This is a genomic window from Photobacterium sanctipauli (assembly GCF_003026495.1).
GTDB lineage: Bacteria > Pseudomonadota > Gammaproteobacteria > Enterobacterales > Vibrionaceae > Photobacterium > Photobacterium sanctipauli.
This window is the reverse complement of sequence record NZ_PYMA01000006.1, coordinates 1-26,897: the sequence shown is the minus strand read 5'-3', so window position 1 is coordinate 26,897 and position 26,897 is coordinate 1. Positions and strand designations below refer to the sequence as shown.

Annotated in this window: 21 protein-coding genes; 17 read left to right on the top strand and 4 right to left on the bottom strand. The window is 47.5% G+C overall.

Annotated elements, in window-relative coordinates; genetic code table 11:
• The first annotated feature begins 10 nt into the window (after positions 1–10).
• Together C9I98_RS11175 and C9I98_RS11170 are read left to right on the top strand one after the other, a co-directional pair.
• The gene (locus C9I98_RS11175; RefSeq protein ID WP_107271981.1) at positions 11–1,255 is read left to right on the top strand and encodes a nucleotide sugar dehydrogenase; all 1,245 of its coding nucleotides are present in this window, start codon (positions 11–13) and stop codon (positions 1,253–1,255) included.
• 289 nt (positions 1,256–1,544) lie between these two features.
• Positions 1,545–1,871, top strand: coding sequence for a hypothetical protein (locus C9I98_RS11170; protein ID WP_036829999.1), 327 nt, complete (start codon positions 1,545–1,547; stop codon positions 1,869–1,871).
• 190 nt (positions 1,872–2,061) lie between these two features.
• On the opposite strand, the gene mnmC is transcribed toward C9I98_RS11170, so the two are convergent.
• Complete coding sequence (mnmC, locus tag C9I98_RS11165; RefSeq protein ID WP_107272028.1) at positions 2,062–4,176, bottom strand: bifunctional tRNA (5-methylaminomethyl-2-thiouridine)(34)-methyltransferase MnmC2/FAD-dependent 5-carboxymethylaminomethyl-2-thiouridine(34) oxidoreductase MnmC1; 2,115 nt, start codon at positions 4,174–4,176, stop codon at positions 2,062–2,064.
• Positions 4,177–4,359: 183 nt separating this feature from the next.
• Between mnmC and fabB the strand changes: the two genes are divergently transcribed.
• From fabB to purF, 10 genes are all read left to right on the top strand, one after another.
• Entirely contained in the window at positions 4,360–5,574 is a 1,215-nt protein-coding gene (gene fabB / locus C9I98_RS11160; RefSeq protein WP_036823269.1) for a beta-ketoacyl-ACP synthase I, read from the top strand.
• Between the two features lie 346 nt (positions 5,575–5,920).
• A complete protein-coding gene (locus tag C9I98_RS11155) occupies positions 5,921–7,093 on the top strand; it encodes a 4-phosphoerythronate dehydrogenase (RefSeq protein ID WP_036823268.1) in 1,173 nt (390 codons plus the stop codon).
• Positions 7,090–8,103: an aspartate-semialdehyde dehydrogenase gene (locus tag C9I98_RS11150; RefSeq protein WP_036823266.1), complete on the top strand. Its 1,014-nt coding sequence runs from the start codon at positions 7,090–7,092 to the stop codon at positions 8,101–8,103. Before C9I98_RS11155 ends, C9I98_RS11150 begins: the two co-directional genes overlap by 4 nt.
• 262 nt (positions 8,104–8,365) lie before the next feature.
• Positions 8,366–12,778 carry a FimV/HubP family polar landmark protein gene (locus C9I98_RS11145; RefSeq protein WP_245907141.1) on the top strand — a complete coding sequence of 1,471 codons (4,413 nt, stop codon included), beginning with the start codon at positions 8,366–8,368 and terminating at the stop codon, positions 12,776–12,778.
• A gap of 265 nt (positions 12,779–13,043) precedes the next feature.
• Complete coding sequence (gene truA, locus C9I98_RS11140) at positions 13,044–13,829, top strand: tRNA pseudouridine(38-40) synthase TruA (RefSeq protein ID WP_036824755.1); 786 nt, start codon at positions 13,044–13,046, stop codon at positions 13,827–13,829.
• A 145-nt stretch (positions 13,830–13,974) separates the two neighbouring features.
• A complete protein-coding gene (gene accD / locus C9I98_RS11135; protein ID WP_036824759.1) occupies positions 13,975–14,901 on the top strand; it encodes an acetyl-CoA carboxylase, carboxyltransferase subunit beta in 927 nt (308 codons plus the stop codon).
• Between the two features lie 161 nt (positions 14,902–15,062).
• Positions 15,063–16,331 (top strand): bifunctional tetrahydrofolate synthase/dihydrofolate synthase, encoded by a 1,269-nt coding sequence (gene folC / locus C9I98_RS11130; protein WP_107271979.1) that lies wholly within the window; start codon positions 15,063–15,065, stop codon positions 16,329–16,331.
• Positions 16,332–16,339: 8 nt separating this feature from the next.
• Positions 16,340–16,912 carry an SPOR domain-containing protein gene (locus C9I98_RS11125; RefSeq protein WP_036826787.1) on the top strand — a complete coding sequence of 191 codons (573 nt, stop codon included), beginning with the start codon at positions 16,340–16,342 and terminating at the stop codon, positions 16,910–16,912.
• Positions 16,913–16,976: 64 nt separating this feature from the next.
• Positions 16,977–17,471 carry a CvpA family protein gene (locus tag C9I98_RS11120; protein ID WP_107271978.1) on the top strand — a complete coding sequence of 165 codons (495 nt, stop codon included), beginning with the start codon at positions 16,977–16,979 and terminating at the stop codon, positions 17,469–17,471.
• Positions 17,472–17,678: 207 nt separating this feature from the next.
• Complete coding sequence (gene purF / locus C9I98_RS11115; RefSeq protein WP_107271977.1) at positions 17,679–19,196, top strand: amidophosphoribosyltransferase; 1,518 nt, start codon at positions 17,679–17,681, stop codon at positions 19,194–19,196.
• A 108-nt stretch (positions 19,197–19,304) separates the two neighbouring features.
• On the opposite strand, the gene C9I98_RS11110 is transcribed toward purF, so the two are convergent.
• Both C9I98_RS11110 and C9I98_RS11105 read right to left on the bottom strand, forming a co-directional pair.
• Entirely contained in the window at positions 19,305–19,904 is a 600-nt protein-coding gene (locus C9I98_RS11110; RefSeq protein WP_036818250.1) for a Yip1 family protein, read from the bottom strand.
• Between the two features lie 254 nt (positions 19,905–20,158).
• The gene (locus C9I98_RS11105; protein ID WP_036818248.1) at positions 20,159–21,034 is read right to left on the bottom strand and encodes a LysR family transcriptional regulator; all 876 of its coding nucleotides are present in this window, start codon (positions 21,032–21,034) and stop codon (positions 20,159–20,161) included.
• A gap of 457 nt (positions 21,035–21,491) precedes the next feature.
• Here C9I98_RS11105 and C9I98_RS11100 point away from each other — a divergent pair, with 457 nt between their 5' ends.
• Positions 21,492–22,535: a response regulator gene (locus C9I98_RS11100; protein ID WP_036818246.1), complete on the top strand. Its 1,044-nt coding sequence runs from the start codon at positions 21,492–21,494 to the stop codon at positions 22,533–22,535.
• 96 nt (positions 22,536–22,631) lie between these two features.
• Here C9I98_RS11100 and C9I98_RS11095 read toward each other — a convergent pair whose 3' ends face one another.
• Positions 22,632–24,020 carry a peptide MFS transporter gene (locus C9I98_RS11095; protein ID WP_036818244.1) on the bottom strand — a complete coding sequence of 463 codons (1,389 nt, stop codon included), beginning with the start codon at positions 24,018–24,020 and terminating at the stop codon, positions 22,632–22,634.
• A gap of 391 nt (positions 24,021–24,411) precedes the next feature.
• Here C9I98_RS11095 and rfaH point away from each other — a divergent pair, with 391 nt between their 5' ends.
• The 4 genes from rfaH to C9I98_RS26725 all read left to right on the top strand — a co-directional run.
• Entirely contained in the window at positions 24,412–24,909 is a 498-nt protein-coding gene (gene rfaH / locus C9I98_RS11090; protein ID WP_107271976.1) for a transcription/translation regulatory transformer protein RfaH, read from the top strand.
• Between the two features lie 129 nt (positions 24,910–25,038).
• The gene (locus tag C9I98_RS11085) at positions 25,039–25,722 is read left to right on the top strand and encodes an IspD/TarI family cytidylyltransferase (RefSeq protein WP_107271975.1); all 684 of its coding nucleotides are present in this window, start codon (positions 25,039–25,041) and stop codon (positions 25,720–25,722) included.
• The gene (locus C9I98_RS11080; RefSeq protein ID WP_107271974.1) at positions 25,715–26,422 is read left to right on the top strand and encodes an SDR family NAD(P)-dependent oxidoreductase; all 708 of its coding nucleotides are present in this window, start codon (positions 25,715–25,717) and stop codon (positions 26,420–26,422) included. The genes C9I98_RS11085 and C9I98_RS11080 overlap by 8 nt, the downstream gene beginning before the upstream one ends.
• A gap of 69 nt (positions 26,423–26,491) precedes the next feature.
• The coding region (locus C9I98_RS26725) for a hypothetical protein (RefSeq protein WP_211318325.1) at positions 26,492–26,897 on the top strand (406 nt) is incomplete at its 3' end.

Below are 26,897 nucleotides of genomic sequence, written 5' to 3'. Positions count from 1 at the left end.
AGGTATAAAAATGTCCTTAATAGTTGAAAATGCTAAAGTAGGTATTGTTGGGCTAGGTTACGTAGGTTTACCTCTAGCAGTAGAGTTTGGGAAGAAGTTTGCAACTATTGGGTTTGATATTGATACTAAGCGGGTTAAAGAGCTAATTAGCGGTACTGACAGCACTCTAGAGTGTACTGATGAAGAGCTTGCCGAAGCAAGCTGCTTGAAATATAGCTCATCTCTTGAAGAATTAAAAAATTGCAACGTTTATATTGTTACTGTTCCGACACCTATTGACGAGCATAAGCAGCCTGATTTAACTCCACTCATTAAAGCATCTGAAGCATTGGGAGCAGTTATATCTAAAGGCGATATAATTATTTATGAATCAACTGTTTATCCAGGTGCTACTGAAGAAGACTGTATCCCTGTTGTTGAGAGAGTGTCTGGTTTTAAATTTAATAAAGACTTTTATGCTGGTTATTCTCCCGAACGAATCAACCCTGGAGATAAAGAGCATCGTGTAACGAATATTCTTAAAGTTACAAGTGGTTCTACACCTGAAGTTGCTGAATTTGTTGATCAGCTTTATAAAACTATTATTACTGCAGGAACACATAAAGCACCTTCGATTAAGGTCGCTGAAGCATCTAAGGTTATCGAGAATGTACAGCGAGATGTAAATATAGCTTTGGTAAATGAGCTTCATCAGGTATTTTCACGACTCAGCATCAATACAAAAGATGTTATCGCGGCTGCTTCAACCAAATGGAACTTTATGTCTTTACAACCAGGCTTAGTTGGTGGCCATTGTATTGGTGTTGATCCATATTACTTGCTTGATAAGTCTCAAAAAAGTGGTTACATTCCAGACTTAATTCGCCAAGCTCGAGAAATTAATGATGTTATGCCTGCTTACCTAGCTCAAGACTTTTTGAATGAGTTAGTGAGGTTAAAGATCAACCCAATAGACTGTCATGTTGGTTTATTTGGTTTTACTTTTAAGGAAAACTGTCCAGATATTAGAAATACAAAGGTGTTTAATTTGTATTTAGAGCTTATAGGTCTAGGTTTTCAAGTTACAATTTATGATCCTTGGGCTAATGTAGATGAAGTTAAGAGTGAGTACGGTATCGAGATTAAATCTGAGCTTGATAACAAATTTGATGTGGCATTTTTAGCTGTTGGTCATACAAATATTATTGAACATTTAGAAAGTAAAAAAACAAATAAATTTATTTATGACTTCAAAAGTCTTTTAAAGGCAGTGTAACAAGTTAGTTTATAATTAATAATGATATTTTTTATTAATTATTTATTACTGCTTAATATCGGAATTATTCATTGTTAGATGCGCAACCCCTATTGGGTTGCCTTTTTTTACAACTTCTAAAAGCTAGTTTGTTTTTTTCCTTGCTTTTTATTTTTCATGTATCACCTGCGGAAGCAAATGAAGAGGCAAGTTATGTATTAGCCTCTATACTTACAAGTATATCAATACCAATTCTGCAGCACCATAATGTTTTGATGACTGCAGGTCTTTGATTCTTTGGGGATGCGTTATGAGAATATCAGTCATTGCGTTGGTTGCATCAGCGTTGATGAGTCTGTCGGTAGTTGCTGCTGATGGATCAACAACGAATGCTGCAAGTTCAACAGCTTCTTCGGGCTCTACGGCCAGTTCACCAACAACTACATCGACCACTACTGTGCAGGCAGCTGCTGATGCAAAAGGCACTGCGGCGGGCATTGACACCGCCTTTGCGGCGTCGGCTGGTGGTATTACTGCCACTGTGGTTGCCGTTGGTGTTGCCGCTATTGTCATTGGTGTTGCGGTATCAGATAGCGGCGGGGACTCTGGGCCGCCGAATACGACTGAACCAGAGTAGTCTCTGGTCTTTACCCCTCCCGGCCTTGTATCTCCCCTTGAAAAGGGGAGGAGCAAAAGCTTGCTCCAAACGAGTATTTCTTTCCTATTGATGGTAGGAAATAAGCGAGTGCTACGCTCTATTCCTTCCCCTGTTCGCTGACAGCCAAGAGGGCTATGCAACTAGGAGAAGGATTAGTTTAAGGTAGTGGCTAAACCTTCTTCCCTTTCACCAATTTCCTCACCCACATCCGCCCTGGATGCAGTGCTTCCAGTACACTGTTTGGCAGCGGTAGCGGATCACCACAGATCTGCGAAGCCAATAGTTCCCCTAATAGCGGTGCTGAACTGAGTCCGCGAGAGCCAAGGCCAATCATGGCGTAGAGGTTCTGGTAGGTAGGTACGGCATCGGCACTGTCTTGTTTTTCCCTTAAATCAGCATACTGCTCAAGCAGTTGTTCATATTGGCAAACGTCACCGACAAACGGAAGGTGGTCGCGGCTGGCGCAACGTACGCCAACACGGGCTTGGTTATCCGCCATGTCGATTTGGTTCGGCCAATTGGCCTCTGGCAAACAGTTAACCAAGCGTTGCTTGTTATCTAAATGCTCTTCCTCGCTAAAGGTGAGATCAGTACTGCCTCGGCGGTAGCTCGCACCAATGCAATGGCTACCCGCGTGATCGCTGTTAGGGCTATTTACCGGAGTGAGGTATCCATCGTAGCAAAGCACGGTTTTTAACTCGGCAAGCGATTCATTGGTTGGAATATGGCTAACCTGCCCACGCACCGAGTAAGCAGGGATATTTTCAGTTTGCGGATATTCAGCAAAACGGTGGCCGTTGGCCACAATAACCGTTTGGTGAGAGTAGTGGTTGTCCTTGCTATCGGTAAGTAGCCATGGCGCGGCTTCAGCTGCATCGGCAGTTGCATCAGTAGTTGTGTCCGTAGTAGTGGTATCAATATCCACCGCTTGCTGTTCTAACTGACAAATGTCTGTTTCTGGCTTGAATGTCAGGTGTCCGCTCTCAATAGCTAATTCAATTAAAGCGCGTGTCAGTGCTTGCGGGCATAGCCAGCCACCGAGTGGGTAGTTGACGCTCGCGTGACCGGTTTTGACGCCTGTCACTTGCTCGGTTTGTTCCACATCTAGTTGGCGGATAAGCTCAGATGGGAAACCGCCCGACATCATTTTCTCAAGCTTGCTGGTGGCGTTGTCATCCCAGGCAAGTTGGGTGACGCCACACCAGCTATGGGCAAAGGTCTTCTTTTCTGCAGCCTGTTCAACAAACTGACGGGCATATAAAAATGCAGGGGCAAAGAAACGCGACAGTGCATCGTTGGAGCCATTAAGCAGCGAGTAAACAGCACCTTGGCGGTTGCCAGAGGCCCCTTCTGCCGCAAGCGCTTCTGCACAATAGAGCGTAACCTTGATACCGCGGCGGGTGAGGGCGGCCGCTGTGGTTGCCGAAGCAATGCCACCGCCAATAATGGCAACATCATTAGTCGAACTTAATGAAGATGCAGCCTGCCTTGCATACCATGGCTTGGCATTAGCGCGGTATTGACGCTCTCGCACGACACCGGCCAGCATTTCCCGCTTGGTGCCAAAGCCCTTCACCTTGGCCATGTCAAAGCCTGCTTCAACTAAGCCGCGGCGAACAAAGCCGGCGGCGGTAAAGGTGGCTGTGGTGCAGCCCACCCTTGCCAATTTCGCCATGCCGTTGAACAGATCTTGGTTCCACATCTCTGGGTTTTTGCTCGGGGCAAAGCCATCAAGGAACCATGCGTCTACCATCCCTTCATCGTTGGTCCATACTTGTGGCATACACTCTTTGATATCACCGAACCAGAGGTCGAGGGTGATCATGCCATTTTCCAGCACGATGCGTTGGCATTCGGCCACAGCGGGTGGGTAATGGGCATGGAGCTGCTCAGCCAGCTCGCTCAACTCAGGCCATGCTTGGTGGGCTTTGACCAAGTCTTCTTTGGTCACCGGGAATTTCTCAAAGCTGATGAAATGCAGTTCTTTGGTTGTGGCATCTGGGTTTGCTTGGCGGAATGCCTTGAACCACTGCCAAACAGCTAGAAAGTTAAGGCCAGTGCCAAAACCGGTTTCGGCGATAACAAAGCGGCGGCGGTCGAAATGCTCCCAGCGGGTAGGCAGGCCGTTTTGTTTTAGGAATACATAGCGGGTCTCTTCCAGTCCATTGGCATTCGAGAAGTAAACATCATCAAAGTCGTTGGACACAGGCGTGCCTGAGTCGTTCCAGTCTAGGACGGCATTGGCAATACGGCTAGTTGACGCTTCAGACCGTTTCGGAGTTATAGACAAGGGAGAAACCTCACTGTTGGTGTATCGGTAGCATGGCTGCGGCGGGAAAATTGGCCGATACCATGCATTGTGCTGATAAAATTGTGGCAGATTGTACCCGATCAAAAGGAAAGCTGACCACTTTTGCGCAATAAACCCGTTATTATCAACCACGTTAAATGACAGTAGGAATTCATCATGAAACGAGCCGTAATTACAGGCATGGGTATTGTATCCAGCATTGGTAACAACGTGAAAGAAGTGCTGGAGTCTTTGAAAACGGGTAAATCCGGTATTAACTTCTCTGAACAGTTCGCGGAAAAGAAGCTGCGAAGCAATGTTTGGGGCGATTTGAAAATGACCCCGTCAGAGCATATCGACCGTAAGAAAATGCGTTTCATGGGCGATGCAGCCGCATTTGCGTATTTGTCGATGGAGCAGGCCATTGAAGATGCAGGCCTGACAGAAGAACAAGTTTCTAACGACCGAACTGGCCTAGTTGCGGGTTCTGGTGGTGCTTCGTCTTATAACCAAGTTGCCGCAGTGGATATCCTGCGCGAGAAAGGCGTGAAGCGTGTAGGTCCTTACATGGTACCTCGTACGATGTCATCAACAGTTTCGGCGTGTTTGGCGACTCCGTTTAAGATCCGTGGTGTGAACTACACCATGAGCTCGGCATGTGCAACGTCTGCACACTGTATTGGCCACGCGCTTGAGCTTATCCAGTTGGGCAAGCAAGATGTGGTTTTTGCCGGTGGTGGTGAAGAGCTAGATTGGTCGCTAACTATGATGTTTGATGCCATGGGCGCACTATCAACCAAGTACAATGATGATCCAACTAAGGCATCACGTACCTACGATGCTGACCGTGACGGTTTCGTTATCTCTGGTGGTGGCGGCATGCTGGTTGTCGAAGAGCTTGAGCACGCATTGGCGCGTGGCGCGAAAATCTACGGTGAAATCGTGGGTTACGGTGCGACATCAGACGGCTACGACATGGTAGCACCATCAGGCGAAGGCGCGGTGCGTTGTATGAAGATGGCAATGCAGAACGTTGAAGAACCAATCGACTACATCAACACTCACGGTACGTCTACCCCAGTGGGTGACGTCAAAGAGCTTGGTGCTATCCAAGAGCTATTTGGTGAGAACAGCCCTGCAATTTCAGCTACCAAGGCGATGACTGGTCACGCACTGGGTGCGGCAGGTGTTCACGAAGCGATTTACTCAACTTTGATGTTAGACAACGGCTTTGTTGCCCCAAGTATTAACGTAGAAACATTGGACCCAGCAGCGGAAGGCTTGGACATTGTGACTGAAACCCGCGAGCAAGAATTGAAGACAGTCATGTCTAACAGCTTCGGTTTCGGTGGTACTAACGCGACGTTGGTGATCAAAAAATACGAGGCATAATCGCAAACAGTCGATCATGCTTTAAAAAATTGAGCGGTGAGCGGGAGTTAGGAAAGGCTGCCACCACTGACAATGACTTTTGTCATTTTCCAGGGTTGGCACTGGCTAATGCCAAAACCGAACAGGGCTTTTAGCGGAGACTCTATTAGGTTGCAACAATAGCCTGTGCCTATGAAACAGACGCGACATTAACTGGATGAATAGTATTTTCTTTTGCGGGATCTGTCTATGAGCTCAGTCGATGTTTTTATTTCCTGGATATCGCCCGGCAGTTTTTGTCGGGCTTTTTTGTATCTAAAATCGGTGCTAAGGTGCTTTCAGAACCGTTTTACTAGGAATTTCCCCCATGAAAATTCTCATTGATGAGAACATGCCGTATGCCGCTGAGCTGTTTGATGAGCTTGGCGAAGTGATCAGCAAGCCTGGACGTCGACTGACGGCAGATGACCTGATTGATATTGATGCGCTGATGATCCGCTCGGTGACAAAAGTAAATGAAGCCTTGCTGGAGAAAGCCAATAAGCTGAAATTCGTCGGTACAGCAACAGCTGGGCAAGATCACGTCGATGAGGCGTTATTGGCCGGCAAGGGGATCACCTTCACCGCGGCGCCGGGTTGCAACAAGGTTGGGGTTGCGGAGTACGTATTAAGCAGCCTGATGGTACTTGGACAGCAACAAGGCTTTTCAATTTTCGATAAAACCGTCGGGATTATCGGGGCGGGTAACGTCGGTAGCTATCTTGCCAATTGCTTGGATGCGCTGGGGATCCGTTACTTGCTCAATGACCCAATCAAACAAGCTGCTGGCGATAGCCGTGAATTTCACACCGTTGATGAAATTCTAGCGCAGTGTGATGTGATCACCTTCCATACGCCAATCACCAGTAATGGCGATTATCCGACATACCATTATGTGGATAGCGAGTTTCTTGCCGCCATGAAGCCAAGCAGCATTTTGATCAATGCCGCGCGCGGCCCTGTGGTGGATAACAATGCGTTGAAGCTGGCGCTGCAGCAGAGTAATAACGGTACAGGAAAACAACTAACGGCGGTGCTTGATGTCTTCGAGCATGAACCATTGGTTGATCTTGAGCTATTGCCATTATTGGCTTTTGCCACCCCCCATGTGGCCGGTTATGGACTCGAAGGCAAGGCCCGTGGCACGACCATGGTTTATAACAGCTATTGCCAATTCCTGGGTCTCGACAAGCAGGTAGCAGCGGCGAGTTTGTTGCCGGTTGCGCCAATTCCCCACGTTAGCTTGAGCAAGCAGTGGGACGAAGCCGATCTGTTTGGTTTGATCCAGATTGTTTACGATGTCCGCCGTGATGATGCGCTTTTCCGCCGAGAAATTAGCCAAAAGCCAGCCGATAGCGAGCAAATGGCGACAGCTTTTGATCAGATGCGGAAAAATTACTGGGATCGACGTGAATATAGTGCGATTACTGTAGCGGGCGAGACCCATTTTGGGGTAGAGTCGCTGGCTAATTTAGGTTTTACAGTAGAGGAAAGGCCATGAGCCAGGAATTTGATATTGCAGTACTCGGTGCAACCGGCGCTGTCGGCGAAACCATTGTAGAAGTACTAGAAGAACGCAATTTTCCTGTTCGTAATCTTTATTTGCTTGCTTCTGAGCGTAGTGCCGGCAAAACCGTGCGCTTTAAAGGTAAGAATGTGCGTGTTACCAATGTTGAAGAATTCGACTGGGGACAGGTACAGCTGGCAATTTTCTCTGCCGGTGCTGAAACATCCGATCGTTGGGCACCGATTGCGGCCGACTACGGTGTGGTGGTGATCGACAACACCTCGCGTTTCCGCTACGACTATGATGTACCGCTGGTGGTGCCAGAAGTGAACCCGCATGCATTGGCGGATTACCGTAACCGCAACATTATTGCTAACCCGAACTGCTCAACTATCCAGATGATGGTGGCATTGAAGCCAATCCACGAAGCCTATGGTATCGAGCGTATTAACGTGGCGACTTACCAGTCGGTATCGGGCTCGGGTAAAAAGGGTGTTGACGAGCTTGCGGGCCAAACCGCCAAGCTGCTGAACGGCCTTCCGGCTGAAAACAAGGCATACGACAAGCAAATTGCGTTTAACTGCCTGCCGCACATCGATGAGTTCATGGACAACGGCTACACCAAAGAAGAAATGAAGATGGTGTGGGAAACCCAGAAGATTTTGGGCGACAACAATATCCGTGTTAACCCAACTTGTGTGCGAGTACCGGTGTTCTACGGCCATGCTGAAGCGGTCCACGTTGAAACATGCCAGCCAGTTCATATTGAAGAAGCGATTAACCTGCTGGAAAATGCCGAAGGCATTGAAGTCTTCCACGGCAATGACTACCCAACGCAGGTGAGTGATGCAACAGGCAAAGACCATGTCATGGTTGCCCGTATCCGTGAAGATATCAGCCACCCATGTGGCCTGAACATGTGGGTTGTTGCCGATAACGTTCGCAAGGGCGCCGCAACCAACAGTGTTCAAATTGCCGAAACCCTGATCGCTGAGTACCTGTAATCGGTTGTGTTTGTAAACCGACCTAGCATGCAAAACGAGAGCCTCGCGCTCTCGTTTTTTGTATGTGCTTGTTATTTATACTTGGTATTTAGGCAGGCCACCAGAACGTGCTATCGCCACGATTCCTGAACACTCCTCACAAACTCGCCTTCAAGTTTATTGTCAGTATGCCGATAACCATTATTCTTGTATCATGCATACAAAATCGGGGGGATACCTCGTATGAACCATTTTTTCTTCCTGCCAAAGAGGATCGCGGGCAGTGTCTGAGTTTTCGACAATGATTAAACGCCTTATTTTACCGGTACTTCTCACATCAGCTATTCAAATACCGGCTCAGGCAAATACGATACGTATTATCGGCCCGTCAGCTGAAGAGCAAGCCAATGCAGCCAGTACGGCGGCATTGGCTGCACCCGCTGCCCAAACCAATGCATCAGCTAGCCGCTACGGCCCAACCACCAATAACGAAACGTTATGGTCTATTGCCTCGCGTAACCGTCCATCGAGCCAAGTGTCGGTGTATCAGGTTATTGGTGCGATTTACCGTGCCAACCCGCAGGCATTCGAAAACAACAATATCCATGGGCTAGTGCCAGGCAGTGTGTTGACCATGCCATCACTTGCTCAAGTTCGCCGTGAAGATACCGACGCGGTTAAACGTCAGCTAGAAGCGGATCAAGGCCGTTCAGCGACCCGCAGAGCCGCAGCAACGCCAGCGCCAAAACCTGCACCAAAAGCAGCGCCGGCGCCTAAGCCAGAGCCTAAAGTGGTGGCTGAGCCGATCCCTCAGCCGGAACCACCGAAAGAAGAAGTGGTATCCGAGCCAAAAGTGGCCGCGAATAGCACAGACGCCCAACCTGAAAAACCGACGTTGATCCCTGCCAAGCCCGTTGCGCTACAAAACCAGTTGGATGCATCGGATGAGCAGATCACCAAGCTGCTAGAAAGTAACCACTTACTGCGTGTTCGCTTGGCTGAAATGCAGCATGAAGTTGCCGCGCTGAAAGATCAAATCAGCGATGATGAAGTGCTGCGTGAGCAAATTAAGGGTTTCATTGAACAACAACGTGCCCAAGCGGTAGCGGTTGAAGCGCCTCAGCCATCTGCTTTTGATCGCTTGATTGATAACCCGTGGGCTGTTGCCGCCATGGCGTTAATTCCTGGGGCCTTGATTGCTGGCCTAGTTGCCTACTTCTTGCTGGGTCGCAGAAAAGAAGAAGAGAGTGACGTTAAGTCCCTGGATGCGCCTGAGCAAGCAAGCGATCCGGCGATGGTGGCACCACCGCCGGCAGCGGTTGACGATGAGCCAATGCCAGAGTTGGCATTGAGCGATGATAACGATATTGATGATCTGTTTGCGACAGACAACGACTCCTTGTTTGATGACCCGGAATCAAGCTTGTTCTCTAACGACGAAGGCTTGGGCGGCAATGGCAATGATGAGTTTGAGATCGATAGTGGCTTAGGCCCAAGCAGCATCTCGGTGAAGGGTGATGATCAGGCGATTGGGCTTCAAGATATGGAGCGCGCGCTGGATGAAATGGATCAAAAATCTGAGCCGAGCTCAGACGAAGCCCTTGCGGCGATGTGGGAGCAATCGCTGCAAAGTGATGATGACGACGAAGATAGTTTCGATCTGTCCGATGGCGAGGACGACTTCTCGTTGGATAGCTCGCTGGATGAGCAAGGCATTGAAGATGGTTTGCTTGACCAATCGCTGCTTGATGATCTGCTCTCAGAAGTGGAGCAAGAAGAAAAACGTGCAGAAAGTAGCGACGAGCCCGCAGCGACTCCCGATGTTGATCCTGAGCAACTGATTGGCCAAGACGAGCTAGATTCCTTGTTTGATAGTGTGGCGGTTTCAGAAGCACAGGATGAAGCCGTCGATCAAGCGCTAGCTGATGCCGATATGTTTGCGGCTTCTGAAGCTGAACTGCTAGATACGTCTGACTTAGACAATGTTGATCTCGACGATATCGATGCGCTGCTAGCGAGTGAGTCTAACTCACCAGAGCCTGTACAAGCGCAAGCGGACGAACAGGTCGAGCCTGAACTACCGGCAAACGCTGAGAGCCAAGCGGCCGTTGAAAGCCCGGACATGACTCAAGATGATATTGAGTCGATTTTCGATGCCAATAACACCTCGCTGCTTGATGAGATGATCGAAGGCGACGACGACAGCTTAAGCAGTGACATCGAGCTTGAGGAAAACAGCACCGCACTGCTCGATGAGCTGCTGGCAGAAGAGGCAGAGGCCGACACCCTGAGTACCGATGTTGTTGTCGATGAAAACAGCACCGCCTTGCTGGATGAGTTAGTCTCGGATCTCGACGACGAAGAAAAAAACGTCGATGAAGCATTACTGGCTGATGATCTTGAGCCGGTAGTCGATATCGATAACATTGATATTGAGCCAACCAGCACTGATTTGCTGGATGATATCTTGGCGCAGCACAGTGGTGAGGTTGAGCCAGCTGCCGAAGCGGCAATGCCAGAACCAGCGGCTACGCCGGATAAAGCGCAAGAGGCTACGCAAGAGATAGTCCAAGAGGCTATGCAAGAGCCGGGGCTTGACTCTGAATTCGATCCTGAGTTTGAACAGCCGCTTGAAGTTGAGCAAAAGCCTCAGCAAGCTGCGCAACAACAAGAAGATGCTGACTTCCCTGAAAGTGCGGCATTTGATGACATTTTCCAAGAAGCGCTGGCGGAAAATACCGGTTCGGAGCCTGAAGCCGAGTCAGTGACTGGATCAGAGGCGGCCGCTGATGATGTCGATGCCACGTTAGGTGAGCTAGATGAGGCTCCTGCTGAAAGCTTGAATGGTGCACCGGACGAAACAATCGATACGCTGGTGGCGGATGTTGAAGACATTTTATCTGCCGAGTCACTCCAGTCATCTGATGAAGATGATATTGAAACGATTGGTAAAACGGTCGATCAGCTGCTGGAGAGCATCGATTTTGAGGGCACTGATTTTGAAGATACTGATCTTGAGAGCAGCGACAACGTTGGATTTGAAATTGAAGCTGGTGAACAACAGGCCGCCGCTCAAGAAACGGCTGTCGCCCACCAAGATGTTTTAGAGCCGCAACAGTCATCAGTACCGCAAGAGTCGCCAGAGCCACAAACGGTCGCGCATGACGATATTCTGGAAGAAATCGAGCCTGATATCGATGCGATTTTGTCGGGCGATGACTTCCCGGTTTTCGATGAAGAAACTGCGTTGGCAGAAGCTGAAATGTTGGATAACTTGTTCCAACAAGAAGATAGCCTTCACGAAACCCAGCCTGAACCACCTCAAGCCGAGCCAATCAACCTGGATGAGTTGCCTGAATTCGATGAGGAAGCCGCCCTGCATGATCCTGAAGCGCAAGAGCTTGAGGAGGAAATGGCTGCGCCTGAGCTGAGCGCAGATGAAGAGCAGGCTGTACTTGATAACATTGTGAAGCAATTGCAGCAGGCAGCTGAAGCGGCAGAGCCTCAGCAAGCTGAGCGTGATGCGCTGTTACAAGGGTTTTCTGCGCAAGAGCCATCATCTGCTCCTGCACCTGAAGATATTCAACCACAGGTTGCTCAGGACGAGTCAGTCGAGCAAGGTATCGATGGCAACTATTCTATCCACGGTGAGCAGGACATTGCGTTTGAAGCGCTTGACCCTGCAATGCTGCCAGAGTTTGGTGAAGATGATGCGCTGCAAGCGTCATTCGATGAGCAGTACGAGCTGGAGCAATATGAAGCCGAGCAAGGTTTAAAACCCCAGGAGCAGCAGGCGCAGCCAGTTACTCAATCTCAAGACCTTGCCGTACAGCCTCAAGAGGCTGCGGTACAACCCGAGGAAGTAGCCACTCAGCCTCAAGGTATTCGTCAAGATATCCATCAAGGAATGGATGCGTTTGATCAGGAGCTGGTGGACACGGCTGGCCTTGATATGGACGCACTGCTCAACGAACCGCAACAAGATGAGGCTGTGCAAGCGGTACATGAGCCACAGGAAACGGCGTTTGCCCCGCACGAGTCGATCACAAGCGATGATGAGCGAGAGCAGCTACTGGCAATGCCTGAGCAGAATACTGATGCTTCAGCCGACTTCGGTGATGAAATGTCAGAAGAAGATTCGGCAATTTGGGCGGCGAGCAACCCTGAACCTGAACTGGCAGTGGAAGACTGGGCTGACCAACCGCAAATGCAAGATGATGAAATCGATGCATTTGATACCGATTCATTGCTGACCGAGTCTGCCGACCCGTTCGTAATGGACGATGAGTTCGATACCGTTAACGAAGCGGGTAGCGAGTTGGTTGCAGAGGATGCACTGCAGGTCACCAGCGTTAGTCCTGAAGAGTTGCAAGACACGGCTACCGGCTCAGAGTCCTACATTAGCATTGATGAGCTGATGAAAGATCTTGATGCGCCAGAGCAGAATGAAGAGCTTGACGAAGCGCCGCTTAACCTCGAAGTCGGTTTGGATGAGTTCCCGGATGTACTCTCGGGTATCGATAGCTATGATGTCGATAGCCAAGGTGAATATGCCAGCAAGCTTGATTTGGCCAAGGCGTACCTTGAGATGAACGATCAAGAGGGGGCGATGGGGCTGCTTGAGGAAGTGGCAAGCCGAGGGGATGGTAGTAGCCAGCAGGAAGCGAAAACCTTGTTGGCGAAGCTGCTAGGCTAGTCGCCTATCTTTTTGTATCTTTGACCCGTCCTGATATGGGTTGACACTTTTATGAAAATGCCTTCAGCAGTGAAGGCGTTTTCATTTTCTAGGGGATTAAGCCTGCTAGGTATATACTACTGGGCTAATTCACATGTAGTGTTTTTGAACTTGCAAAGATCCCTCTTTGCAACAATTAGTTTTAGGTTACTCATACCAACCGGGATTAACGACTCATCGAGTTTTCATCCGGTTGGTATTGGCACAGGTAAGAACGAAGTAAATTATGCGAATAGCTTTAGGTATCGAGTACGACGGCGCGAAATACTATGGTTGGCAACGTCAGCGAGATGTAGACAGTGTTCAGGAGCGCTTGGAAAAGGCCCTGACTAAAATTGCCAATCAGCCGATTGAAGTCCAGTGTGCTGGTCGAACTGACGCAGGCGTGCACGGCACGGGGCAAGTTGTGCATTTCGATGTGAATGTCGAGCGCAAGATGGTCGCATGGTCGATGGGGGTGAATGCCCACTTGCCTAAAGATATTGCCGTTCGCTGGGCGAAAGAAGTGGACGAAGAGTTTCATGCTCGCTTTACCGCCACAGCCCGCCGTTACCGCTACGTGATTTATAATCATGCCCTGCGCCCTGCGATCCTTAATACTGGCGTGAGCCATTATCACGGCGAGCTAGATGAAAAAGCCATGCATGAGGCGGGGCAGTACTTATTGGGTGAGAATGACTTCACATCCTTCCGTGCTGTGTATTGTCAATCTCGTAGCCCATGGCGTAACCTAATGCACTTGAATGTTTCGCGGCAAGGTAACTTTGTGATCATTGATATCAAGGCCAATGCATTCGTTCACCATATGGTGAGAAACATCACTGGCAGCCTGATCAAAGTTGGGCGCGGTGAAGAGAAGCCTGAGTGGATCCAATGGTTGTTAGCACAAAAAGATCGCACCTTGGCAGGCGCGACTGCGAAAGCGGAAGGCTTGTACCTGGTCGATGTTGATTACCCGGAAGAATATGCGTTGCCAAGAGCGCCGATCGGGCCTCTATTTCTGCCGGACTAACTTGTAATACCAGTTTTTTATCTACAGACTGACAACTTTGTGCTTTAATTCCACCTCGGTAAATTAACGAATTTGTAATTCTCTGCCAGATACGTTTGCGATAGAGCGTGGGCTGGCAGGGAAATAAGAAGATGAAAGGTCATTCATGAGCTGGCTGGAAAAGATCCTTACAAAAAGCAATATTGTTTCTTCTCGCAAAGCGTCTATTCCTGAAGGGGTATGGACCAAGTGTACTTCATGCGAACAAGTGCTTTATCACGCAGATCTAGAACGTAACTTAGAAGTCTGCCCTAAGTGTGACCACCACATGCGTATGAAGGCGCGTCGTCGCCTAGAAACGTTCCTTGACGCTGAAGGTCAAGTTGAAATCGCAGAAGACATGGAGCCGAAAGATAAGCTGAAGTTCCGTGACTCGAAGAAATACAAAGATCGTATTTCTGCCGCGCAAAAGAACAGCGGTGAGAAAGATGCCCTCGTGGCAATGAAAGGCACGCTACTTGAGCAACCTATTGTCGCTTGTGCCTTTGAGTTTTCTTTCATGGGCGGTTCAATGGGCTCTGTTGTGGGCGCCAAGTTTGTCCGCGCGGTTGACGAAGCCATTGCCAATAACTGTGCATTGGTTTGTTTCTCCGCCAGTGGCGGTGCGCGTATGCAAGAAGCGCTGATGTCGCTGATGCAAATGGCAAAAACCAGTGCGGCACTAGAGCGCTTGTCTGATAAAGGCCTACCATTTATCTCGGTACTAACAGACCCAACAATGGGTGGCGTATCAGCAAGCTTGGCGATGCTGGGTGACATCAACATTGGTGAGCCAAAGGCATTGATTGGCTTTGCCGGCCAGCGTGTTATCGAGCAGACGGTACGCGAGAAGCTGCCAGAAGGCTTCCAGCGTAGTGAGTTCCTGCTTGAGCACGGTGCGATTGATATGATTGTTGACCGTCGCGAAATGCGCCAGCGTATTGGTGGTATCATTGCCAAGCTGACTCATGCTGAATCGCCAATGGTCGTACCGGCGGTTAAGCCAGCAGAGCCTGAGAAGGCCGATGCTGAAGAAGCGAAAGACGAAGAGTAAGTATTCACTCAGTATTTTGCTTTTAACCGAAAGGTTATCGTTAAACGGGGCTAATGCCCCGTTTTGCTTTTCATAACAAATGTCTGCATCGGCAGCTTTGGTATTCTTCGCTAAGATGTTAAATTAGTCGTTATATTGCGATTACTATAAAACGATGAAGAATGTCCGGATTGACAGCACCACAAGCAACCTCCTCTTTGGCCTCATGGCTATCTTATTTAGAACAACTCCACACTAGCGCGATAGATCTCGGACTTGACCGGGCACAAGCCGTTGCCGAGAAGGCGGCGCTAACCAAACCCGCGAAGAAAGTGATCACCGTTGCCGGTACCAATGGTAAGGGTTCGACTTGTGCAATCCTTGAAGCCATTTTGCTAGAGGCGGGTTACAAGGTGGGTGTTTATAGTTCACCGCACCTGGTTCGCTACAATGAGCGAGTGCGTATTAATGGCCAAGAGCTTGCCGACAGCTTTCATAGCGAAGCCTTTGCGGCCGTTGAGCAATACCGTGGCGATGTTAGCTTAAGCCTGTTTGAGTTCGGCACTTTGGCGGCGCTGCAGCTGTTTAAAAGCCTGCAGGTCGATGTGGCGATCCTTGAGGTTGGTCTCGGTGGCCGTTTGGATGCCACCAACATTGCCGATCATGATGTATCGGTGATCACCAGCTTGGCTGTCGACCATGTGGATTGGCTGGGTGATGATATCAATGTGATTGGCTACGAGAAGGCCGGTATCTTCCGCGCTCAAAAGCCTGCCATTTGCGGCCAGCCAAACCCACCGGCTACCGTACCGGCCCATGCCGACGATATTGGTGCTGAGCTTCATCAGGTGGGCTACCAGTTCAACTATGAAGTGCAGGGCAGCACTTGGCGTTGGCAGTGCGGTGCATTTGATCTTGATAGCCTGCCTTTACCTTCGCTACCACTCCCTAATGCCGCCACCGCATTGATGGCGTTAGCCACCGCCGAGTTGGACATTACTGACCAGCATATCACGGATGGCCTTTCTAAAGCCTCATTGCCGGGGCGTATGGAGCGAGCCTGCGAGCAGCCATTGGTGATCATGGATGTTGCCCATAACCCGCATTCCGCGCAGTACTTTGCAGGGCAGCTGGCCAACATCAAGCAACAAGAAGGCAAAGTACGTATTCATGCTGTTGTTGCTATGCTGCACGATAAAGACATAGCTGCAACCATTGCCGAGATGACAGACATTGTTGATGTTTGGTATCCCGCATCGCTTTCTGGCCCGCGTGCCGCCACGGCAAGCGAAATTATCGCTCAACTACCGGGCAACCCAGTCGGGTTTGATACCCCGGAACAAGCTTATGACGCAGCCCTGACACAGGTTGGGGATGACGATATGGTAATTGTGTTTGGCTCATTTTACACTGTGGGACAAGTTTCCAGTCACCTAGCAACACGTGAATAGGAGTCAGTGTGGCAAGTAAATTTCAGAGTCGCCTAGTCGGTACCATTATTTTGGTCGCTATCGGCGTTATTTTTCTTCCTGATCTATTCGATGGTAAGAAACAGCATTATCAGGAGCAGTTTGCCAGTATTCCACTGCAACCAGAAGTGGAGGCCGACGATGACTATGAGCGCATTCCTGAGCCAGAGTTTGCCGAGGTGGGTCTGCCTCCGGAGCCAGTGACTGTCGTTATCGATGGGGAAGCGGGTGATGCCACCGTTGATACTGCGGTAGCTAACGAACCTGTTAATGTTGAGCTGCCGGTTGTGACTGAGCCAAAGGGAACAAACCAAGACAGCGGGTGGGTGGTCCAGCTAGGGGTTTTCCGTAACTTTGACAACGCGCATAAACTGGTTGAGAGGCTGCGCAACGAAGGCTATCAAGCGCATGTTTTTCCGAAGCAGCCAAAAGCTGGGGATTTGGCCCGGGTGGTTGTTGGCCCTGATGTATCAAAATCCAAGTTGACTACCGAGCTCAAAGAATTGGAAAAATTAACCGGATTAAAGGGCCGATTGGTCAGATTTAATCCACTAAACCCTTAGGTAAACGTTTGCGTTCTCATTTTTTCTGTTAGAATACGCACCAACAAGACGAATACAACAAATGATGATCTGGATTGATTACGTAATTTTAGGCGTAATAGGCTTCTCTGCACTGGTTAGTTTAATCCGTGGTTTTGTAAAAGAAGCATTGTCACTGGTGATTTGGTTTGCAGCATTTTTTGTCGCGAGTAACTTTTATCCGCAGCTAGCAGCCCACTTCACTAATTTTCAGGATGAAATGCTACGGAATGGTAGCGCCATTGCTGCTCTATTTATCGCGACGCTGATTGTCGGCGCAGTCGTTAACTACGTAATAGGGCAGCTTGTCCATAAAACGGGGCTGTCTGGAACAGACCGGGTTTTGGGTATTGTGTTTGGTGGGGTTCGCGGCGTATTGATTGTCGCGGCTGTGCTGTTCTTTATTGATGCATTTACTGGGTTTTCGGATGCGGATTGGTGGAAACAATCGCAGCTTATCCCACAGTTTGGCATCATTATCGAATGGTTCTTTACTTACCTGAAAGACACATCGAGCTTCTTCACTGGCGATAGGTTCTAACAGGCGAACCACATCAGGGTTTGTGCCATGGACTCTAGCGCCAAGTGATAAATGCCTATCTACTTAAGCAACCGAGTGGTTGCTGAGATAAGGCAAGTTTTACAGTTATCAGCGGATATTTGGTTTTCAACTAAAGTAAGTTGAAAAATAGCCAGATACCCGCTGAAATTTTAAATAGCTACTTAAAGCGTGACGAGGATTTAGGACATGTGTGGTATTGTCGGAATCGTGGGGTCAACCCCGGTAAACCAGTCTATCTATGATGCATTGACCGTGCTGCAGCATCGCGGCCAGGATGCCGCTGGTATTGTTACCTTGGAAAGCAATCGTTTTCGTCTGCGTAAGGCAAATGGATTAGTACGCGATGTGTTTGAAGCTAAACACATGCAGCGACTTCAGGGCAACGTGGGCATTGGCCATGTTCGTTATCCTACAGCAGGTAGCTCTAGTGCATCTGAGGCACAGCCATTCTACGTAAACTCACCGTACGGCATCTCTTTGGCTCACAATGGTAACTTGACCAACGCAGCCGATCTTCGCGAGACATTGTTTGAAAAAGCGCGTCGCCATGTCAACACAACCTCTGACTCAGAGATCTTGCTGAACGTATTGGCTAACCAACTCGAAGAAGCAACGTCTTACCCAATCAAACCGGAAGAAATCTTCAAAGCTGTGCGTGAAGTGCATCGCACGGTTGCTGGCGCCTACGCGGTGGTTGCGATGGTGATTGGCCATGGTTTGATTGCATTCCGCGATCCAAACGGTATTCGCCCGCTTTGCCTTGGTAAGCGCGAAGTCGAAGGCAAGGTTGAATACATGGTGGCATCAGAGTCGGTGGCACTGGATGCTGTTGGTTTTGACTTCATGCGTGATGTTGCACCCGGCGAAGCCGTTTACATTACCTTCGACGGTCAGCTGTTCACTGAACAATGTGCTGATAACCCAGCGTTAAACCCATGTGTTTTTGAGTTTGTCTACTTTGCCCGCCCTGATTCGTTCATCGATAAAGTGTCGGTATACAGCGCGCGCGTGTGTATGGGGCAAAAGCTGGGTGAGAAGATCAAGCGTGAGTGGGACGATCTCGATATCGACGTGGTGATCCCAATCCCTGAAACATCATGCGATAGTGCGCTTGAGATTGCCCGTACCCTGGATAAGCCATACCGACAGGGCTTTGTGAAAAACCGCTATGTTGGTCGTACCTTCATCATGCCTGGTCAGCAAATGCGCCGCAAGTCGGTTCGCCGCAAGCTAAACGCAATTCGCTCTGAGTTCAAAGACAAGAGCGTACTGTTGGTGGATGATTCCATTGTTCGCGGTACCACCTCCGAGCAAATCATCGAAATGGCACGTGAAGCGGGGGCGCGTAAGGTTTACCTTGCTTCTGCGGCGCCTGAGGTCCGTTTCCCTAACGTATATGGCATCGACATGCCAAGTGCCAATGAGCTGATTGCTCACGGCCGTGAAGTGGATGAAATCTGCCAGATGATTGGTGCGGATGGCTTGATTTTCCAAGATCTTGAAGACTTGGTTGCGGCTGTTGCCGAGGGCAACCCGGATATCAACAAGTTCGAAACGTCAGTATTCAGTGGCTCTTACGTAACGGGTGATATCGATCAGGGCTACCTTGATTACCTTGAGTCGCTACGCAGCGAAGATTCGAAAACCAAGCGTGAAATCCAGCAGGATCTGGCAAACCTAGAGTTGCACAACGAAGGCGTGTAAGAGCGGTGCTATGTTCCTAAGGTCCTATGAATAAAAAGAAGCGAGAGCCACTAGGCTCTCGCTTTTTTGTGTATAGAATTCAGAACCACAGAACCACAGAACCATCTTCTAGTGGCTAAACTGCGGCCCTATACCCAGGTTCCACAGAATGACCGATCCCGCGATGATGGATACCAACAGCACCAGACCACAAGTCACAATAGAGCTGGAATAAATAAAGCCTCGCTCTTCAGGAATGTGCATCAATATCGGTACACCGGTATACAGTAGGTAGACGGAGTAGGCGATGCCGATCAACCCCGCAATCATTAGGAACCAAACCTGCGGGTAAATGGCGGCAATACTGACCATAAACAGCGGTGTAGCGGTATAAGACGCCAGCTCCAGTGCCTGCGTGTAGGTCGGCGTCGAACCAAATGTATGGCTCATCCAATAGGTGAGGTAAGCTAAAGCAAATACGCCTGCAATTAACGCAAAGTACATGGCAACAGACATGGCAAGGGCACTGCCTTGTGTGAGGTAGATAGGCTCGCCAACACCTATACGCCAACCTATAAATACACTGGAAATAAAGGCAAATGTCGGTGGCAGCAACGCAATGAGCATTACGTGGCTAAGGCTGCTTTGCACGCCTTCATGTTCCTTATCTATGGTACGCCATTCTTGCTTCGGATGGGTGTACAGCCCAAATAAGTGTCCCAGAATCATAACGTTTCCCCGTTTTTATTGTGCCTAGTGCACAAACTTTTCAGCAAAGAACACGTTCCCCAAACACAATGTGTTCTTATCCATAGTGCTAATCCCAAGTCATTTTGGGCATATTAAACATTTAGTCGGGGTTGGGAGAGTTGGCAAGAAATTGCCTGCAACTGATTTGAGACCAAATCAGTTGCAGCAGCTGTATGCGGGATCGCTTTAGTGGAGGATTCTAGCGGCAAACTTATCGTGAATAGTCGTTTGCGCTATAGCTTGAAGTATTCGCTGGCAAACTCGATAAACAAACGCAGTTTCTCTGGTTGGTAATCACGGTGGTTGTACATGAGGTAAACTTCACGCGGGTTGGCAGACCAGTTATGCAGTATTTGGACGAGTTGCCCCGAGCCGATGTATTTTTCTAGCATGGCGTCAGGCATCAGTGCGATACCGAGCCCAGAGATACAGGCTTCACGAACAACATTGAGTTCATTGGCTTCAAATCGCCCGCGTTCGCCAATGGTCACTGTTTCTCCGTTGCTGTCGGTTAAGCGCCAGCGTAGTAGCGGTTTACCTTTTAGCAATGGTAATTGGTGAAGATCTTGGGCGTGTTTAGGCTCAGGGTTTTGCTTAAGGTACGCCGGGCTCGCCACCAAAATATCTTTTACGGCGTTAATCTTTCGGGCGATAAGCGTCGAGTCACGTTGAGGGCCAACGCGGAAAATAATGTCCCAGTCAGTAGGGTCAAGCAGCTCAGGATCGTTGCTCATTGAGATTTCGATACTGATCGCCGGGTGCTGTGCCATAAATGCATTCAGCATTGGCTGGAGCATGACCTTGGTGAGGTTTGATGGGGCAGCAATTTTGAGTTTACCTGCCGCACCCTTCGATTCTTCACTGATATGTTCAGTTGTATCGACCAACTGTTTTAGCAGTGGGCTGCATTCATCATAGAACTTCTGACCCGCTTCAGTCAGCGATAGTTTTCTGGCATGACGGTTTAGTAGCCGGATATTCAAACATTCTTCGAGTGCCTGAATACGTCTTGTCAGTGTTGCAACCGGTACTTGGGTCTTGCGAGAGGCGGCAGTATAGCTACCATTCTCAACAACCATGCGGAATAAATTTAAATCGTCAAGCTTCATAACTTCATATCATTGAAAACTTATAATCGGGAATTGTATAACAAAATACTTAACGAGAGCTTCATATCGTTACATGTTTTGTCGTAAATCAAACTATAGCTTGCAAACTATTCATGATATTAACATCCGGATGCCGGTAATTTAGTCGCTTAACCTCAAAGGTATGCATGTTGTGGCTTATTTTTGTACGCGTGGTATCCGTTATTTGCATGGGATGGTGCAGCTTTATTGATAACTTTAATATTTGAATTTGTTCGTTTTTAGACCTTGTTAACAGAAATCGTTTTATTCAAACCATTGACTGTATTTCCTCCTGACGGATGAACAAATCCGACCTATGCTTTTGTTAAGCGTGTGAGAAGATATGAATTGGGGATTTATGAATATTAACTCTCAACATCATCCCCGAAATCGTACAGTCGGGGAGAATCATCACCACTCTCGGAGGGAGCAGACTTTGCTGGAAGATAAAGATGTTCTCATTGTTGAAGATGATCCTGTGTTCCGAACAATGCTGGTGGGCTTTCTTAAAAGCCAGGGATGCCATGTTCGCGAAGCAGAGGATGGTTTGCAAGGTTTGAGGGCGTTGCGCGAGGGGATTCCTGATGTGCTCCTTTGTGACTTGGCCATGCCCGTGTTGACGGGGATGGAATTTGTCGAGGAAGCTTCTGTTCAGTACCCAATGATACCGATTATTGTGATTTCAGGGTCGGGAGATATGGCCGATGTTGCTTCGGCTTTGCGCCTTGGGGTTAAGGATTTTCTGGTAAAGCCACTTGATAACATCATGGTACTGAAATCTGCCATGCTATCGGTACTGAAGCTGCATGATACGGTGACGGAGGGAGGGGACTTCTCCAGCCTGTGGATCAGTGTTGAAGATGAAACGGTGGTTGATGAAGAGCTGGAATGGCATATCGAAGAGCTGAAGGCTAACCCTGTTGCTTCTCGTGAATTGTTAATGGGATTGATGCCGGAAACCGAATCGACATTAGGTGATTGGCAACTCAATTACTGTGTTCTACAACCGGCAGATGTTCAACCGGTGCTGTTAGATTATGCCTGGCTGATGGACGGGCGGTTGGCGTTCTATTTAGTGGATTCAGCCACTGGGCAAGAGAACGGGACTGCAACCACCTTGTTAATACGTGCATTTTTCAATGATTACTTACGCAACCGGATGGCTAGCGAGACAAGCAGTAAAGGGTTGGTGAAGTTAATTGAAAATGGGATGAAAAGTTCGGGCTATGCCTCACCGATCAAGGCCATTTTCGGTATATTTGATGCGACAGATCGTAGTGTGGCGGTGTGCGCGGCTGGCCTGTCTGCCGCGTTGCAAACGAGTGACGGCAACTATGCGATTGAAGGGCAAAACTGGTTGGGTAGTAAAGCCGGCAGCAATGAGACGGTAAGATTGAAGCTGGCTGAGTCGGGTGGCCGGCTTTCATTGAGTGAGATTGGCTCAGCCAGTTTTAGCTTGACCATTAAGCGTAAACGCTGACTTTCAATTGGACCTAAATTGAAAAGCGAGAGCCTAGCAGCTAGGCTCTCGCTTTTTATTGCTATTGTGCCAACGGCAATAAACTATGCTTCTATTTTATGCTTCCACCGGCTGGGCAGCGGCTTCATCGTCAACGACTTTGCCTTCGGCACCATGCATCCAGCGGATAAGTTGGTTAGAGCAAAGCAGTAGCAAGATCCCCGATACGGTAGCCGCGATAGCAATACCGCTGAAGATAGCCATCGGGCCTGCTTCACCGACATGGGCACCGATAATACCGGCGACATAGTTGGCAATGGCATTGAAGCCAAACCATGCGCCCATCATCAGAGACGCCAGGCGAAGTGGTGCAAGCTTAGTGACCATCGACAGTCCGATTGGGGACAGGCACAGTTCGCCAAGAGTATGGAAAAAGTACGCGCCAACCAGCCACAACATGGATGTTTTCACAGTCACGTCGCCACCCTGCTGCATTACCGCACCCATCATGCACACAAAGCCTGCAGCGAGGAAAAATAAACCCATCGCAAACTTCACTGGAGAGCTTGGCTCTTTCGGCCCCATTTTCACCCAGATAGAGGCGATCAAAGGCGCGAGGGTGATCACGAAGAACGGGTTAAGCGACTGGAACCAAGCAGCAGGTACTTCGAAGCTACCGATCATTCGATCAGTGTATTGCTGCGAGAAGATGTTCATCAGGCCACCGGCTTGCTCAAAGCCAGCCCAGAAGATAACCACGAACATACCCATGATCATAATGACTTTCAGGCGGTCACGTTCTTCTTTGGTCAGTGGCTCCTGTTTGCCTGATTTGTTCATTGCCGCAGCACGTTTTGCTGCTGGCACCTTACCGATATCACCAAGTAGGCGTTCGGCGAAAACCATTTGGGTCACCAGGCTGATGAGCATACCGATACCGGCAGTTAAGAAGCCTGCTTTCCAGCCATAAGCGGCAGAAGCCGAGCCTGCGATAATACCAGCAAGCAGTGAGCCGAGGTTGATCCCCATGTAAAAGATGGTAAATGCACCGTCGCGGCGGTTATCGCCTTCTTGGTATAAATCACCCACCATAGTGGAAATGTTTGGCTTGAATAAGCCATTACCAATGATAAGCAAGCCTAAGCCAAGGTAGAAAGCGTTGGCAGAGTAGGGATCAACCATGCTGTTAGGCAGGGCAAGGGTAAACTGGCCCAAAGCCATCAGCACGCCACCGATCAGGATTGAGCGGCGCTGGCCGAGGAAGTTATCGGCAATCCAACCACCAATTAATGGGGTGATATAAACAAGGCCGGTGTAGATACCGTAAAGGTTCAAGGCGTCTTGGGTTGTCCAGCCTAGGCCGCCATTGATGGTTTTATCCGTTAGATATAAAACAAGAATGGCGCGCATGGCGTAGTATGAAAAGCGTTCCCACAGTTCGGTTCCAAACAGTAAGAACAAACCTTTCGGGTGGCCAAATAGCGTGCCACGATTAAGGTTGTTCATGATTATTCTCTATATTTAGTTGGTTTTGTGTTTGCTAATGCGGGGACTTTTATAATCGACAAATTTTAGAACTGCAAATAATCACATAGGCGATACAATTTAAAAACATTTTAAGTGCTTGATTAATAAAAGCTTGTATGAAAATGGTTCAATAATGAAATCTAAGTTCCAGAAACGGTTTTTGGATGTATAATCTTTTGGTGTTGGATTTTTTGGTGTTATGTGCTGAATTTTTGGGTTTGTGTGATGTGAAAAACCGTGAAATCTACTTTTTCATATTTGTTACAAAGCGGGCTGTTTGAAAATTGTGCCAAAAGAAGATCAGACATTGTTCTTTAAATTGTTGAACTTATAATGAGTAACAGCAAATAACGGTCTTGGGTAAGGCAAAATGAAAGATTGGTATCTCTTGTATTGTAAGCGCAGTGAGCAAGAACGCGCCGTGATCAACCTAGATCGTCAAGGGGTGGAATGTTACTACCCTCAGGTTACCGTTCAAAAGGTAGTTCGTGGCAAGCGGGTTGAGGCTTTTGAGCCTTTGTTCCCGAGTTATATGTTTGTTTACTTCGATCCTGAAGTGGTCACCTATACCACAGTCCGTTCTACTCGTGGGGTCGCTAATTTTATTCGCCAAGGGGCGGTACCTCAGGTAGTTCAGCCAGATTTGATTTATGGGTTGATGGTCAATGAAGACAGTGAAGAGCAGCGTAAGAAGCTCTCTCACCTACCACAACCGGGCGAGACTTTGAAATTGAGTAAAGGTCAATTCAAAGGGATAGAAGCGATTTACCAGGAGCCTGATGGCGAGAAGCGCTCTTTCATGCTGATTAACCTGTTAGGAAAGCCCGTTAAAGTGAGTGTGAAAAATGAAGATATTCGAAATAAATAGTTACTCATTTTTTCTTAACTCATTGAACTTAAATGTTTTTATTTGAATTCCCCAACCGGGGTAATTCATTTTTATACTACTAATATTCAATTTATAGTGTTAAACTTGATTGTTTAAAAAGGAAGTATTATGTATAGCTTAATTCTACTGAATGGTGGCGTCGGCTCACGCGTAGCAGCTGACAGACCTAAACAATTTTTAAATATTAATGGTATCCCTATCATTGTTTTTTCTCTCGTGGCTGCGGATGGTTGTGATGAGATCAATGAGATAGTGATAAACTACCCGCATGGGTGGCTAGAGCAGACACAAAAAATTGTTGAAAAGTATGGGATTAAAAAAGCTGTCAAGTATGTAGAAGCAGGCGCAACCCGTCATGAATCCGTTGCACTGATGGTAAGTGAATGTTCATCTGATAATGTGATCATTCATGAATCTGCTCGCCCAATGATTACTTCTGATGATTTCCAATCGCTTGTTGAACATCATGCAAGCAATGTGAGCTATATGCATGAAATTCCATTTACTGTTGCTCCTGTAGAACCAGAAACTGGTAAAGTGACTGGCTATTTAGAGCGTAGTAAATTGCGTAATGTACAACTACCTCAAAAGTTTGTTAAGTCAGAGCTTGAGTCCGCTCATACAATGGCGAAAGATAAAGGTTTAAATTTTACTGAGGATGCAACGCTTTTAGCATCAATGGGTTTTGAAGTTTTATTTACAGATGGCTCTGATAATAATTTTAAAGTTACAACCCCAGTTGACGTAAAAGTTGCTGGTTTTTTACTAAGTGGAAATGATTCAAATGAGTAAAACTATTCTAATAACAGGCGCATCAAAAGGGATTGGGCTTGAGACGTGTAAGCGCTTCTTTTATGAAGATAATAGCGTAACAAACTTTATTTTGTTGGCGCGTGAATCAGATTCATTTAAAGAGTTGCTGCAAGAATTAAGTGACAATAATCCATTCAATAAAAATGTCAAACATTACTTTATTGATCTTGCTGATAGAGAATTAGTTCAAAGCGTAATTAATAATATTAATGTTGAATATAACAACATTGATATTTTGATTAACAATGCAGGTTTTACAAAGCCTGAAAGTATTCAGCAAATTGAGTTCTCTGATTTTGAACGTACAATGGAAGTAAACTTATATGCTCCATTTACGATCGTTCAGAAAATGCTTCAAGCTGGAAATAAGTTTGAGCTGATTGTCAATATTGCATCAACAGCAGGTATGAATGGTCGTTCAGGTTGGTTAACATATTCAGCTTCTAAGGCTGCAATGATCAATATGAGTGAAGTCATGAAGGCTGAACTATCTATATATGGAACACGCGTTGTTTGTATCTCTCCAGGTCGCTGTGCTACTGACTTGCGTAAAACTTTAGCACCAGACGAAGATCCAACAACAATCATGCAACCAAGTCATGTTGCTAATGTTATCGCCATGCTTGAGAGTGATGTCGGTAGATTTGTTGATAGCCAGAATCTAGTGGTTAGACTTTAAATAATTAACAGCACTTAATTTAAGTGCTGTTTTTTTGATATACAATATATGAACTTCATAATAAATAAAATGAGAAAAGAAAATGATCTTTTTCTCGTAGTGTTAGCACTAATCTTATTCATCACTTTAAGCTTTGGTACTGGTGATGTAACTGGCGTCTTATTCTTATTTGGAGCTTTCCATTTAATATCGACCTTACTATATTTTAAAAAAAATACTTCCTCATTTCAAACCTCAAGACTAATAACGGCATTAATAATCATCATAAGTGCAATAAAAAGAGAGAATGTTGATTATACTCTTCTGTGTGTAATTATTATGTCGGTATTTTTTGTTTTTGAAAATAAGCTACTTAAAATAGTTAATACTAAGAGAGAAATTAGAAATGGTTTTAGAACTTTAGATTTAAATAATAAAAGTCAACATATAATATTTGCTAGATTAGTAATATTTACCAACTCATTATCTTTAATAT

Bases quoted from the DNA above. Each gene is read 5' to 3' on its own strand.
- C9I98_RS11175 (WP_107271981.1), top strand. From the start codon at position 11: ATGTCCTTAATAGTTGAAAATGCTAAAGTAGGTATTGTTGGGCTAGGT.
- C9I98_RS11170 (WP_036829999.1), top strand. From the start codon at position 1,545: ATGAGAATATCAGTCATTGCGTTGGTTGCATCAGCGTTGATGAGTCTG.
- fabB (WP_036823269.1), top strand. From the start codon at position 4,360: ATGAAACGAGCCGTAATTACAGGCATGGGTATTGTATCCAGCATTGGT.
- C9I98_RS11155 (WP_036823268.1), top strand. From the start codon at position 5,921: ATGAAAATTCTCATTGATGAGAACATGCCGTATGCCGCTGAGCTGTTT.
- C9I98_RS11150 (WP_036823266.1), top strand. From the start codon at position 7,090: ATGAGCCAGGAATTTGATATTGCAGTACTCGGTGCAACCGGCGCTGTC.
- truA (WP_036824755.1), top strand. From the start codon at position 13,044: ATGCGAATAGCTTTAGGTATCGAGTACGACGGCGCGAAATACTATGGT.
- accD (WP_036824759.1), top strand. From the start codon at position 13,975: ATGAGCTGGCTGGAAAAGATCCTTACAAAAAGCAATATTGTTTCTTCT.
- folC (WP_107271979.1), top strand. From the start codon at position 15,063: ATGTCCGGATTGACAGCACCACAAGCAACCTCCTCTTTGGCCTCATGG.
- C9I98_RS11120 (WP_107271978.1), top strand. From the start codon at position 16,977: ATGATCTGGATTGATTACGTAATTTTAGGCGTAATAGGCTTCTCTGCA.
- purF (WP_107271977.1), top strand. From the start codon at position 17,679: ATGTGTGGTATTGTCGGAATCGTGGGGTCAACCCCGGTAAACCAGTCT.
- C9I98_RS11110 (WP_036818250.1), bottom strand. From the start codon at position 19,904: ATGATTCTGGGACACTTATTTGGGCTGTACACCCATCCGAAGCAAGAA.
- C9I98_RS11105 (WP_036818248.1), bottom strand. From the start codon at position 21,034: ATGAAGCTTGACGATTTAAATTTATTCCGCATGGTTGTTGAGAATGGT.
- C9I98_RS11095 (WP_036818244.1), bottom strand. From the start codon at position 24,020: ATGAACAACCTTAATCGTGGCACGCTATTTGGCCACCCGAAAGGTTTG.
- rfaH (WP_107271976.1), top strand. From the start codon at position 24,412: ATGAAAGATTGGTATCTCTTGTATTGTAAGCGCAGTGAGCAAGAACGC.
- C9I98_RS11085 (WP_107271975.1), top strand. From the start codon at position 25,039: ATGTATAGCTTAATTCTACTGAATGGTGGCGTCGGCTCACGCGTAGCA.
- C9I98_RS11080 (WP_107271974.1), top strand. From the start codon at position 25,715: ATGAGTAAAACTATTCTAATAACAGGCGCATCAAAAGGGATTGGGCTT.